Source organism: Rugamonas sp. FW305-51 (assembly GCF_058786935.1).
In genome coordinates this window covers 1-12,102 of sequence record NZ_JBYSZG010000055.1, presented here as the reverse complement: position 1 = coordinate 12,102, position 12,102 = coordinate 1, and the positions used below count along the sequence as shown (strand labels likewise).

Annotated in this window: 14 protein-coding genes; 1 reads left to right on the top strand and 13 read right to left on the bottom strand. The window is 66.6% G+C overall.

What is annotated here, in order from left to right; genetic code table 11:
• Positions 1-22 precede the first annotated feature (22 nt).
• Positions 23-1,285, top strand: a complete 1,263-nt coding sequence (gene flgL, locus AC3WOS_RS25125) for a flagellar hook-associated protein FlgL (RefSeq protein WP_492719614.1) — start codon at positions 23-25, stop codon at positions 1,283-1,285.
• Between the two features lie 31 nt (positions 1,286-1,316).
• Here the strand turns inward: flgL and fliR are convergent, their stop codons facing one another.
• The 13 genes from fliR to AC3WOS_RS25060 form a co-directional block, all read right to left on the bottom strand.
• The gene (fliR, locus tag AC3WOS_RS25120; RefSeq protein WP_492719612.1) at positions 1,317-2,153 is read right to left on the bottom strand and encodes a flagellar biosynthetic protein FliR; all 837 of its coding nucleotides are present in this window, start codon (positions 2,151-2,153) and stop codon (positions 1,317-1,319) included.
• A gap of 39 nt (positions 2,154-2,192) precedes the next feature.
• Entirely contained in the window at positions 2,193-2,462 is a 270-nt protein-coding gene (fliQ, locus tag AC3WOS_RS25115; RefSeq protein WP_492719611.1) for a flagellar biosynthesis protein FliQ, read from the bottom strand.
• Positions 2,463-2,471: 9 nt separating this feature from the next.
• The gene (fliP, locus tag AC3WOS_RS25110; protein ID WP_492719609.1) at positions 2,472-3,242 is read right to left on the bottom strand and encodes a flagellar type III secretion system pore protein FliP; all 771 of its coding nucleotides are present in this window, start codon (positions 3,240-3,242) and stop codon (positions 2,472-2,474) included.
• Positions 3,232-3,924, bottom strand: a complete 693-nt coding sequence (gene fliO / locus AC3WOS_RS25105) for a flagellar biosynthetic protein FliO (protein WP_492719608.1) — start codon at positions 3,922-3,924, stop codon at positions 3,232-3,234. Before fliO ends, fliP begins: the two co-directional genes overlap by 11 nt.
• The gene (gene fliN, locus AC3WOS_RS25100) at positions 3,921-4,337 is read right to left on the bottom strand and encodes a flagellar motor switch protein FliN (RefSeq protein ID WP_326459306.1); all 417 of its coding nucleotides are present in this window, start codon (positions 4,335-4,337) and stop codon (positions 3,921-3,923) included. The genes fliO and fliN overlap by 4 nt, the downstream gene beginning before the upstream one ends.
• Positions 4,338-4,372: 35 nt before the next feature.
• Positions 4,373-5,353, bottom strand: a complete 981-nt coding sequence (gene fliM / locus AC3WOS_RS25095) for a flagellar motor switch protein FliM (protein WP_492719606.1) — start codon at positions 5,351-5,353, stop codon at positions 4,373-4,375.
• 7 nt (positions 5,354-5,360) lie between these two features.
• A complete protein-coding gene (gene fliL, locus AC3WOS_RS25090) occupies positions 5,361-5,867 on the bottom strand; it encodes a flagellar basal body-associated protein FliL (RefSeq protein ID WP_492719653.1) in 507 nt (168 codons plus the stop codon).
• A 400-nt stretch (positions 5,868-6,267) separates the two neighbouring features.
• Positions 6,268-7,749: a flagellar hook-length control protein FliK gene (locus tag AC3WOS_RS25085; RefSeq protein WP_492719604.1), complete on the bottom strand. Its 1,482-nt coding sequence runs from the start codon at positions 7,747-7,749 to the stop codon at positions 6,268-6,270.
• 39 nt (positions 7,750-7,788) lie between these two features.
• Positions 7,789-8,229 carry a flagellar export protein FliJ gene (gene fliJ / locus AC3WOS_RS25080; RefSeq protein ID WP_492719602.1) on the bottom strand — a complete coding sequence of 147 codons (441 nt, stop codon included), beginning with the start codon at positions 8,227-8,229 and terminating at the stop codon, positions 7,789-7,791.
• 35 nt (positions 8,230-8,264) lie between these two features.
• The gene (gene fliI, locus AC3WOS_RS25075) at positions 8,265-9,668 is read right to left on the bottom strand and encodes a flagellar protein export ATPase FliI (protein WP_492719601.1); all 1,404 of its coding nucleotides are present in this window, start codon (positions 9,666-9,668) and stop codon (positions 8,265-8,267) included.
• A gap of 1 nt (position 9,669) precedes the next feature.
• Positions 9,670-10,428, bottom strand: coding sequence for a flagellar assembly protein FliH (locus AC3WOS_RS25070; protein ID WP_492719600.1), 759 nt, complete (start codon positions 10,426-10,428; stop codon positions 9,670-9,672).
• A complete protein-coding gene (gene fliG, locus AC3WOS_RS25065) occupies positions 10,428-11,426 on the bottom strand; it encodes a flagellar motor switch protein FliG (protein ID WP_492719598.1) in 999 nt (332 codons plus the stop codon). Before fliG ends, AC3WOS_RS25070 begins: the two co-directional genes overlap by 1 nt.
• On the bottom strand, positions 11,419-12,102 hold a 684-nt coding region (locus AC3WOS_RS25060), incomplete at its 5' end, for a flagellar M-ring protein FliF C-terminal domain-containing protein (protein WP_492719597.1). The genes AC3WOS_RS25060 and fliG, both read right to left, overlap by 8 nt.

Sequence of the window (12,102 nt, the reverse complement as noted above, 5' to 3'; positions counted from 1 at the left end):
ATTTTTTTGACGGGATAGCATTATGAGTATGCGCATCAGTTCCAAGAGCATTTACGACATCGGGGTCAACCAGATCGGCACCCTGCAGACGGCGTTGGCGCGTACCCAGCAGCAGCTGTCCACGGGCCGCAAGAACCTGACGGCGGCCGACGACCCGATCGCCACCGCCCGCGCGCTGGAAGTGACGCAGTCGCAGAACATCAACACCCAGCTGGTGACCAACCGCCAGAACGCCAAGAGCGCGCTGGGGCAGGAAGAGGTGGCGCTGGCCAGCACCACCAGCTTGCTGCAGGACGTCAAGACCCTGACGGTGAACGCCGGCAACGGCTCGATGACGCAGAAGGACCGCGAATCGCTGGCCGTGGAGCTGGAAGGGCGCATGCAGGATTTGCTGGGGATCGCCAACACGGCCGACGGTGCCGGCGGCTACCTGTTTTCCGGCTACAAGTCGACCACCTTGCCCTTTACCCAGACGGCCACCGGCGCCGCCTACCAGGGCGACCAGGGCCAGCGCGAGCTGCAGGTGGGCTCGACCCGCAAGCTGCCCATCAGCGACTCGGGCTCGTCCGTGTTCGAGAACAACATCAACGGCAACGGCACCTTCCTGACGGGGGCCGCCGCCGGCAACTATGCCCGCGGCGGCAGCGGCATCATCGCGCCCGGCTCCGTGCAGGACCCGACCCTGCTGACGGGCCACCAGTACCAGCTCGATTTCGCCGTCACGCCGGCCACGCCCGGCGTGCCCAGCGTGACCACCTACACCGTCACCGACGTCACGCTGGGCCAGCCGGTGCCGCCGGCGCCCGTGCCGGCCACGCCCATCCCCTATGTCAGCGGGCAGAACATCACCTTCGACGGCATGCAATTCGACATCAAGGGCGCGCCGGCCGACCAGGACCAGTTCACGGTCCAGCCTTCGACCAAGCAATCGATGTTCACCACGCTGACTGACCTGATCGGCGCGCTGCGGGCGCCTGGCGATGGCGCGGCCGGCCAGGCCAGCCTGACCAACAAGCTCAACCAGGTCAATGCCAGCATCGACAACTCGCTCGACAATGTGCTGTCGGTGCGGGCCGCCGTCGGCTCGCGCCTGAAGGAACTCGATTACCTGGACAGCTCGGGCGATGACTTGAACCTGCAATACGCCACCACGCTGTCGAACCTGCAGGACGTGGACACGGTCAAGGCCATCTCCGCGTTCACCCAGCAGCAGATCAACCTGGATGCGGCCCAGAAGTCGTTCAAGACGCTGTCCGGTCTGTCGCTGTTCAACTACATCGGCTGATGGCGGCGGGGCCGATGCCCCGTCCGCAGTCCTAGGGCCGCTGCACCGTCGGCGCCCTGGGCGGTGGCCGCACGGACTCGACGCGTTGCGACCACGTGCGCGGCATGAGCCGGGCCCGCTCTATCCCTTCCAGGAACAGGTTCTGCATGGGCGTGGCCAGGTAGGGCAGCGACATGGCGATCACCAGCAAGCCCACGCCCAGGGTGACGGGGAAACCGATACCGAACAGGTTCAGCTGCGGCGCGGCGCGGGTCAGGATGCCCAGCGCCACGTTGGTGATGAGCAGGGCGGCCACGATGGGCAGCGACAATTGCACCCCCGTGCTGAAGATGATGCTGCCCCAGTCCGCCAGCTGCTTGAAACCGCCGCCGTACAGGGGCCGGGCCGACACGGGCAGGCTGCTGAAACTTTCCACCAGGGCCGACAGCAACACCAGGTGGGCGTTGGCGGCCAGGAAGCCCATGGTGGCCACCAGCGCCAGGAACTGGCTGATGGCCGACGAGCGGCCCTGGGTGTTGGGGTCGAAAAAGGTGGCGAAGCCCAGGCCCATGGTCAGGCTGCCGATCTCGCCCGCCATTTCCACGGCCGCGAACACGATGCGGATGGAAAAGCCCATCGCCAGTCCCACCAGCAGCTCCTGGGCCAGGATCAGCAGCCCGGCCAGCGACAGCGGGTCGGTGGCCGGCAGGGCCGGCACGGCCGGCGCCACGATCAGGGCCAGCAGCACGCCCAGCCCCACCTTGACGTTGACCGGCACGGCCGAGTTGCCGAACAGGGGGGCGGCCGCGATCAGGCCCAGGATGCGGGTGAGCGGCCACAGCAGGGACGCGATCCACAGATTGAGTTCGGCCGTGGTCAGCGTGATCATGCGCCGGCGCCCGTGTGTTGCATGGCTGGCATGGCCGCCTCAGCCCACCAGGCCGGGAATGCCGCTGAACACTTCGCGCATGTAGTCGAGCATCACGGCCAGCATCCACGGTCCGGCCACCACCAGCGCGACAAAGATGCCGACCAGCTTGGGGATGAAGGACAGGGTCGCTTCGTTGATCTGGGTGGCGGCCTGGAAGATGCTCACCACCAGGCCGATGATCAGGGCCACCAGCAGCAGCGGGGCGGCGATCATCAGCGTCACCTCCATCGCGTGGCGGCCCATCGTCATGACGCTTTCCGGGGTCATGGCCGCTCCTTAGTAAAAGCTCTGGGACAGCGAGCCCAGCAGCAACTGCCAGCCGTCCACCAGCACGAACAGCATCAGCTTGAACGGCAGCGAAATGACGGCCGGCGACATCATCATCATGCCCATCGACATCAGCACGGACGCCACCACCATGTCGATGATGAGGAAGGGGATGAAGATGGCAAAGCCGATCTGGAACGCCGTCTTCAGTTCACTGGTGACGAAGGCCGGGATCAGCACCCGCAGCGGCACGTCTTCCGGGCCCTGCAGGGCCGGGGTGCGCGACAGCTTGACGAACAGGGCCAGGTCGGCCTGGCGCGTCTGCTTCATCATGAATTCCTTGAGCGGGGCCACGCCCTTGTCCATCGCCTGGCCCATGGTGATCTTGTTGTCCTGCAAAGGCTGGTAGGCTTCCGTGTAGATCTTGTCGAACACGGGGCCCATCACGAACAGGGTCAGGAACAGGGCCAGGCCCACCATCACCTGGTTGGGCGGGGCCGACTGCGTGCCCAGCGCCTGGCGCAGCAGCGACAGCACGATGATGATGCGGGTGAAGCTGGTCATCATCAACAGCGCGGCCGGGATGAAGGACAGCGCCGTCATCAGCAGCATGGTCTGGATCGGCAGCGTGTAACTGGTGCCGCCGCCCGGTGCCGGACTGCTGATGAAGGCCGGGATACCCGGTTCGGCCGCCGCCCACAGCGGCAGGGCCAACGCGGCCAGAGTGAGCAGCCACTTGCATGCTGCGCCCGGCGTCAGGCCGCCTTGCTTATTTACCATTACGTTTATCTATCGTGTGTTTGAGCCATTCGGCGAACTGGGCGCCGGGCAGGGCCGGGGCGGCGACGGCGTCGTCCGCCGGGTCGTGGGGCTGGCGCGCCATGGTGGCCAGCGCGTTCATGCGGCCGGGCGAGGCGCCCACCACGATCCACTGTTCGCCCACTTCCACCACCAGGATGCGCTCGCGCGCGCCCACGCTGAGCGCGCCCACCAGGCGCACATGGGCCCCGCCCGTGACGGACTTGGGACCGAAGCGCTTGAGCAGCCAGGCTGCGCCCACCAGCAGGGCCAGCACGAAACCGAGTGCGAAGATGCTTTGCAGCAGGCCGCCGGTGGCCGACGGCGCCGGCGCCGGCAGCGTCATGGCCGGCCCGGGAGGCGGGCGGACGGGCGCGGCGGCCGGGGCGCTAACGGCCGGCGCGGCGGCCTGGGCCGCCGGGGCGGCCGCGGCCGCGGTGCCGGCCGGCCCGGCGGCGGGGACGGCTGCGCCTGCCGCGGGGGACGTGGCCGGCAAGGCGGTTGTGGCGATGGCGGCTGCGGGTGGGGCGGTGGCAGGTGTCGCGGTAGCCGGCGCGGCGCCCGCCGGTGCGGCGGCGATGGTGCCCGATACGCTGCGCTGGGCCTGCGCCGGCACGGCGGCCAGCGCCGCCAGCAGCAGGCCGACGATAAAGACAGGCTTCATTTATTGAGTTTTCGGATGCGTTCGGATGGCGTGATGATGTCGGTCAGGCGGATACCGAACTTGTCGTTCACCACCACTACCTCGCCCTGGGCGATCAGGCAGCCGTTGACGAGCACGTCCATCGGTTCGCCGGCCAGGCCGTCCAGTTCCACCACCGAACCCTGGGCCAGTTGCAGCAGGTTCTTGATGGCGATCTTGGTGCGGCCCAGTTCCACCGTCAGCTGGACCGGGATATCGAGGATGAAGTCGATGTCGTTGTGGGTTTCCGTCTTGCTGGGCTGCTTGGAAAAGTCCTTGAACACGGCGGCGCTGGCGGCCTGGTTCTGCAGCGCCTCCGCTTCCGCCTTGGCCTGCTCGGCGATCGCGGCACCCCAATCGTCATCTAAGCTTTGATCGTCTTGATTATCCGACATGTTACTCTCCTGTGTAGCTATGGTTGCTGGACCGCTTACTTGATGTTATCGGCATTGGCCAGCAATTTCTCGACCTTGAGCGCGTATTGTCCGTTCAATACGCCGTAACTGCAATCCATCACCGGTACGCCGTCCACCGTGGCCGAGATCATTTCCGGAATGTTCAGGGGGATGATGTCGCCCACCTTCATGTTGAGGATTTCGTCGAACGACACACGGGCCGTGCCCAGCGAGGCCACCAGTTCCACTTCCGCGATCTGGATCTGCTGCGTCATCAGGCGGATCCAGCGCTTATCCACTTCCAGCGCCTCGCCCTGCAGGCTGGAGGTGAGGGCGTCGCGGATCGGCTCGATCATCGAGTACGGCATGCAGAAGTGGATCTGGCCCGACACCGAGCCCAGCTCCACCGTGAAGGTGGACGCCACCACCACCTCGTTGGGGGTGGCGATGTTGGCGAACTGGGTATTCATTTCCGAGCGGATGTATTCGAACTCGACCGGATAGACCGGTTCCCACGACTTGGTATAGGCCTCGAACACGATGTCGAGGATGCGCAGGATGATGCGCTGCTCGGTCTGGGTAAAGTCGCGGCCCTCGACCCGGGTGTGGAAGCGGCCGTCGCCGCCGAACAGGTTGTCCACCAGCAGGAACACCAGGCCCGGGTCGAACACCATCAGGGCCGTGCCGCGCAGCGGCTTCATGTGGACCAGGTTGAGGTTGGTGGGCACCACCAGGTTGCGGATGAACTCGCTGTACTTGGAGACCCGCACCGAGCCCACCGACACTTCGGCGCTGCGGCGCAGGAAATTGAACAGGCCGACGCGCAACAGGCGCGCGAAGCGCTCGTTGATGATCTCCAGCGTAGGCATCCGGCCGCGCACGATGCGCTCCTGGGTTGCCAGGTTGTAGGTTCTGACTCCCGCGACTTCTTCCGGCGCCTGCGCGTCGTCCTGATCGCCATTGACGCCCTTTAACAGGGCATCGACTTCTTCCTGGGAGAGAAAATTATCGGCCATGACGGTATTACTGAATGATAAACGAAGTGAATAAAACGTCGGTCACGTCTTGCGGTGAGCCGTGCTCTTCAAACGGTTCCTTGACCTGGGCGATGATCTCGGCGCTCAGTTGCTTCTTGCCTTCCGGGGTGTTGATTTCCGACGCGTGCTTGCCCGACAACAGCAACAATAAACGGCTGCGCACCTTGGGCATATTGTTCTTGATCAGTTCCACCTCTTCCAGCCCCGACACTTGCAGCGTGAAGGCCAGTTGCAGATATTGGTCGGCGCCGTTTTCCGGTTGCAGGTTGACGGTGAACGGTTCGATCGGCACGAACACGGGCGGGCCGGCCTTGACCTGCTTGTGCTTGCTCTTGGCCGGTGCTTCCTCATCCGCTTTACCGTGCAGGAAGAACCAGGCCGCGCCGCCGCCGATGGCGCCCAGCGCCAGCACCGCCGCCACGATGATGATGATCAGCTTCTTCTTGCCGCCACCGCCTGCCGGTGCTGCGTCAGCTTTGGTGTCGGCCTTCAATTTGGGATTCGCTTTCAAAATGATCCTTGCATCGTGCGGTAGTGGTTCATGCCGTCATTATGTCATTATCGGGAAAGACTGCGCAGCAGCATATGTGGAAAAGAGGGCAGAAGCAGGCCCTGCTCGACGTTTCTTTGATGAAACAGACAACAAAACGGGCGCCGCCCCGTCCCCTGCGTGGCAATGTTGTGCGCCAGATAAAACCGGGACGCCACGCGGCGTCCCGGTGCTGCGGTATCGGCAAAATGGGGTACGTCCCCATTTCCGGGAAAAAGGGGTAGAAAAAAGGGGTACGTCCCCATTTCTGCCATTTCCCTCCCCATTTTCGTCGCCATTTCACCCTGGTGTTGCGTGCGCGATGGCGCTGGGCGGGCGGCGCGTCCGATGACGCGGCCCGCCGTCAGGCAAAGGTGTCGACGGCGCCGGCTGGCAGGCGGCGTAGGGGGGCGGCGCTGCGCGGCGCCGGCTCGACGCTGTCGCGGCCGTAGCGCGGACCGCCCTGGCCGCCGCCACTGCCGCCACCGCCGCCCGACTGGGCGGACCCTGCTTGCTGGTTGTAACCATTGTCCTGGTTGCCTGTGCCGGCCGAGACGGTGGCGTTGCCCAGCTGGATGCCGGCATCGCTCATCATTTCACGCAACTTGGGCACGGCCGCTTCCAGCGCCTGCCGCACTTCCGGCTGGGCCGACGTGAAGGCGACGGTGGCGTGGTCGTTCGATACGCTCAGTACCACTTGCATCGGCCCCAGATCCGGCGGGTTCAGTTCCATGGTGGCGCTCTGCTCGCCCCCGGCGGCCATGAATACGATCTTCTGTCCCAGTTGCTGGTCCCAGCCCGGCGTGCCTACCCGGGCCGCCAGCTTGTCGGCCGGCACCGAGGCGGCGGCCTTGGCGATCTCCAGCCCGGCCACGGCGGCGGGGGCGATGGGGGCGGTCGCAGCGGCCGGCTCGGCCGTCATGGCCGCTTTGAGCACGGCGCTCGCCTCGGCCGGCTGTGCCTTGATGATGGGGATGGCATTGTCCGGGGCGGTCCGTTCGCCGCCCGCCGGCAAGGTAGCCACGTCGGCCGCCACCTTGGCTTTGTGCTGGCCGGCGCCGTCGGTGGCGCCGAGCTGGCCCAGGGCGGCATTGCCGTCGTCCGGGCCGGCCAGACCGCTGCCGGCGTTGAGGTCGGCGTCGGCCGCCACGGTCCCGTCAGTCGTGCCGGCAGCGGCCAGCCTGGCGTCCGCCTTGGCATCGGCGTGACCGGTGGCCTGGGCCAAGGTGGCCTGGAAGGTAGCGGATGTGCCGGCCTGGTCGGCTGCTGCCTGGGCTAGTGCCAGGGCCGGGTCGGTTGCTGCCGTCGCGGCGGCGCCGTCGGGCAGGGCGCCGCCCGCTTCGCTTGCCAGTGCTGCCGCCTGGTCGGCCGGCAAGCCGGCCTGGGCGCCCGCGCCGCCAGCCACAGCGCCTGCTGTGGCTGGCGGCGGGTTGAAGGCGGCCACCAGGGCCAGCATGTCGGCTACCGGGCCATCCATGGCGGCCTGGGCGTCGCTTTGGCTGTCGTCCGGGGCGCTGTCCTGTTCCTTGCCCGCAGCCGGCGTGCCGCTGGTGACGGCGGGGGCCGACCTGGCGCCCGGTTGCACCGGCGTGTCGGCGTCATGCGGGCTTGCCGGTTGGGCCTGTTTGGCGGGCGCGGCCTGGCGCGGCGCGCTGGGACCGGCTGGCCGGCGCTCGGGCGCCCGGGCCGCCGGCTTGCTGTCGGCCATGGTCGACTGGCGTTGCGCCATTTCACGCGACAGGGCGCGCTGGAACTGGTGGTCCTGGCCGCCAGCGTTCAGGCTCACCTTGGGCGCGGCCGCCGCGTTGGCGCCGATGGTGGGCAGGGGAAGAAGGGGAGTTTGCATGGTCGCGCCGTTGTATGGTGGGTTGCCGCCGAGTCGAACTCAGCGCTTGTAATAAGCCTGTCGTGCCGCGTGTTCGTCCATCTGCTTCTGGTCGCGCTTGGCTTCGAGCTTGAGCGCGGCCGCCGCCGCCCGCTCGTTGAGCGTGGCGTAGGACATGCGCTTGCGTTCGCTGGCCTGCCAGGCCTGCCTTTCCTGCGCGCTGCGCTGCTCGGCGTGCCGTATCACTTCCTGCTGGCCCGTGATGGCGTTGTCGAGCTTGCCCATGAAGGCCTGGAAATTGCGGTAAGCCATGGGCGTGATGCCGGCCGCTTGCGCCGCCTCGAAGCGTTTCACGTATTCGTCCCGGTAGCCCACCAGCATCTGGTGTTTCTGTTCGGCCTCGGCCACCGCTTTCAGGGCCGCGCCCAGCCGTTTGGCGGCGTCGTCGGTTTCCCGTTGCGCCAGCTCAATGAGCGTATTCAGTTGAGATTGGGATGCCATGATGAAGCATTATAGGCGTCGATTCTGACAGGCAATCAGTCGAATAGAGCGGTAAGTTGGCCCAAGCTCTCGCTCATGCTGACCCGTTCCGTGATCTGTTGCTGGAGGAAGTGTTCGATCTTGTCGTGCAGGCCGATGGCCTGGTCCAGCACCGGGTCGCTGCCCGGCGCGTAGGCGCCCACGCTGATCAGGTCGCGGCTGCGCTCGTAGCGCGAGAACAGTTGCTTGAGGTTGCGGGCCTGGATCTGGTGCTCGTGCGTCGTGATCGAGTGCATGGCGCGGCTGATCGACTGTTCGATGTCGATGGCCGGGTAGTGGCCGGCCTCGGCCAGGCGCCGGTTGAGCACGATGTGGCCGTCCAGGATGGCGCGCGCCGAGTCGGCGATGGGGTCTTGCTGGTCGTCGCCTTCCGTCAGCACGGTGTAGAAGGCGGTGATGGAGCCGCCTCCCATTTCGCCGTTGCCGGCCCGCTCCACCAGGATCGGCAGCTTGGCGAACACGGACGGCGGATAGCCCTTGGTGGCGGGCGGCTCGCCGATGGCCAGCGCGATCTCGCGCTGGGCCATGGCGTAGCGGGTCAGCGAATCCATGATCAAGAGCACATTCTGGCCCTGGTCGCGGAAGTGTTCGGCAATGGCCGTGGCATAGGCGGCGCCCTGCAGCCGCATCAGGGGCGGCGTGTCGGCCGGGGCCGCCACGACGACGGAGCGGGCCAGGCCTTCCTCGCCCAGGATCTGCTCGATGAATTCCTTGACCTCGCGGCCCCGTTCGCCGATCAGGCCGACCACGATCACGTCGGCCTCCGTATAGCGCGCCATCATGCCCAGCAGCACCGACTTGCCCACGCCGGAACCGGCGAACAGGCCCATGCGCTGGCCCCGGCCCACGGTCAGCATGGCGTTGATGGCGCGCACGCCCACGTCCAGCGTTTCGACGATGGGGGCGCGCCCCAGCGGATTGGCGGGACGCACGTTGATGGGGGCGCTGTTGTGGGCGTGCAGGGGGCCGAGCTGGTCGAGCGGGCGGCCGGCGCCGTCCAGCACCCGGCCCAGCAGTTCCGGCCCCACGGGCAGGTGGCGGGCCCGGTCGCTGGGGCGGCGGCGCGGATGGGCCACGCTGCCGGGACGGGGGATGGCCGGCTCGACCGGGAACACGCGGGTGCCCGGCACGATGCCTTCCACGTCGCTTTGCGGCATCAGGAACAGCCGATCGCCTTCGAAGCCGACCACTTCGGCCTCCACCTTGCCGCCGCTGGGCAGGGGCACGGTGCAGGCGGCGCCCACGGCCAGGCGCAGGCCGACCGCTTCCATCACGAGGCCGGCCACGCGGGTGACCCGGCCCGACACTTGCATCGGTTCCACGAAGCCGGCCAGTGCGCCGCAGTCGTGCAGGTAGGCTTGCCAGCGGGCGGCGTGGGGATTATTGACGGGGGTATCCATGTCAGGCCAGCCAGTCCACGTCCTTGCCCAGCGCATGGGTCAGGCGCTGCCAGCGCGAGGCGGCCTGGGCGTCGATCTGGTTGCTGGCCGTGTCGACCTTGCAGCCGCCGCGGCCCACGCTGGCATCCTCGATCACGCGCCAGCCGCCCTTGTCGAGCTCCTCGCCTATGCCTTCGCGCACCACGGACGCATCGTCCGGGTGCAGCACCAGCAGGGCCGGCTGCTGCAGCACGGGCAGGTATTCGATCGCTTCGCGCACGATGGGCAGCACCAGTTCCGGCTTCACGTGCAGCGCCGTCTTGAGCATGCCCTTGGCCAGCTGCAGGGCCAGTTCCAGCACGTCGTTGGCGATCAGCTGGTCGGCCTGTTGCACGGCCGTGCCGAACGAGGCCGTCAAGGCCCGCAAATGTTCCAGTTCCTCGGCCGAGGCGATCTTGCCCAGCGCCAGCGCGTCGGCGTGGCCGGCCGCGTGGCCTTGCTCGTAGCCTTCCAGCCGGGCTTGCTCGCGGATGGCGGCCACTTCCTCTTCGGTAGGGAACTCGGGCGGCGGCGGCAGGGGCGGGCCGAGCTCGGCCAGCTGCTGTTGCTGTTCCTGGTGGATGTCCAGCAGGCGCTGCTCGAGCAGTTCCTGCGCGCGCCGCGCTTCCAGCGCATGCTGCTCGGCGTCGCGCGCGGCCTGCGTGCTGGGACGGTCGTCGCCGAACGAGGTCATCTCCCAGCGCTGGAACGCGGTCTGCTGTTCTTTCGGTATGGTGGCCATCAGACGAAGGAATCCTCACCTTTGCCGCCGAGCACGATCTGGCCTTCGTCGGCCAGGCGCCGCACGATCTGCAGGATCTGCTTCTGCTGGGTTTCCACTTCGGACAGGCGCACGGGGCCCTTCGATTCCAGGTCTTCGCGCATCATCTCGCCGGCCCGGGCCGACATGTTCTTGAAGATCTTGTCGCGCAGTTCCTGCGAGGCGCCCTTGAGGGCGATGATCAGCATTTCCGACTGCACTTCGCGCAGCAATAGCTGGATGCCGCGGTCGTCGATGTCGATCAGGTTGTCGAACACGAACATCTCGTCCATGATCTTTTGCGCCATGTCGTTGTCGTAGTTCTTGATGTTGTCCATCACCGAACCTTCCTGCTCGCCGCTCATGAAGTTGAGGATCTCGGCCGCCGCGCGCACCCCGCCCAGCGACGATTTCTTGATATTTTCATTGCCCGACAGCAGCTTGGTGAGCACGTCGTTCAGTTCGCGCAAGGCGGCCGGCTGCACCCCGTCCAGGGTGGCGATGCGCAGCACCACGTCGTTGCGCAGGCGGTCGGTGAAGTTGCCCAGGATTTCGCACGCCTGGTCCCGTTCCAGGTGGACCAGGATGGTGGCGATGATCTGCGGGTGTTCGTTGCGGATCAGCTCGGCCACGGAATTGGAATCCATCCACTTCAGGCTTTCGATGCCGGAGGCGTCCTTGCCGCCCAGGATGCGCGACAGCAGCACGGACGCCTTGTCGTCGCCCAGCGCCTTGGTCAGCACCTGGCGGATGTATTCGTCCGAATCGAGGCCCACGGTGGAGGCGGCCGCCACCTGGTCGCGGAAGTCGTCGAGCGTGTCGACCACCTGGTCGTGCGGCACGTTCTTCATGGTGGCCATGGCCGCGCCCAGCTTGAGCACTTCGCGCGGGCCGAGGAATTTCATCACTTCGGCCGCTTCCGTCTCGCCCATGGCCAGCATCAGGATGGCCGCTTTCTGCAGTCCGGTATTTTCAGTCATTGGCGCCTACCCAAGCTTTGATGATATTGGCCACGATGCGGGGATCGTCGGCCGCCAGTTTCTTGGCCATGGCCAGGTTGTCGCGGTAGGAACGGGCCGTGTTTTCTTCCATCTGTCGCAATTCTTCCTCCGCAATGAGGGCTTCGTCGTGGTGTTCTTCCTCCGTCTCCGGCTCCGGTTCCGGTTCCGGCTCGGGCGCGTTGATTTCGTCGATCTTCTTGAACACGGGGCGCATCATCGGCCGCACGATGCGCAGGAAGATGTAAAGCAGGATCAGGGCCGTGATGAGGAACTTGGCCAGTTCCTTGGCCATCGGCAGGTTGGCCGGGTCGCGCCACCAGTCCAGCACCGCCTCGGACGGCCGGTCGACGCCGTCGAACGGCGAATTGGCCACGCTGACGGCGTCGCCGCGGTCCTGATTGTAGCCCATGGCCTGCTTGACCAGGTCGTTGATCTTGGCCATTTCCTCGGCCGTGAACGGCTTGATGGTGACCTTGCCGTTCTTGTCGATGAGACGGCGGTAGTTGACCACCACCGCCACCGTCAGGCGGCGCAGGCCGCCCATGCCGCGCTGCTCGTAGCGCACCGTCTTGTCGACTTCGTAGTTGGTGGTCGATTCCTTGTGGCTGGCGCCCGTGCCGCTGCCCGTGGTGGCACCGGGCGGGGTGCCGGGGGC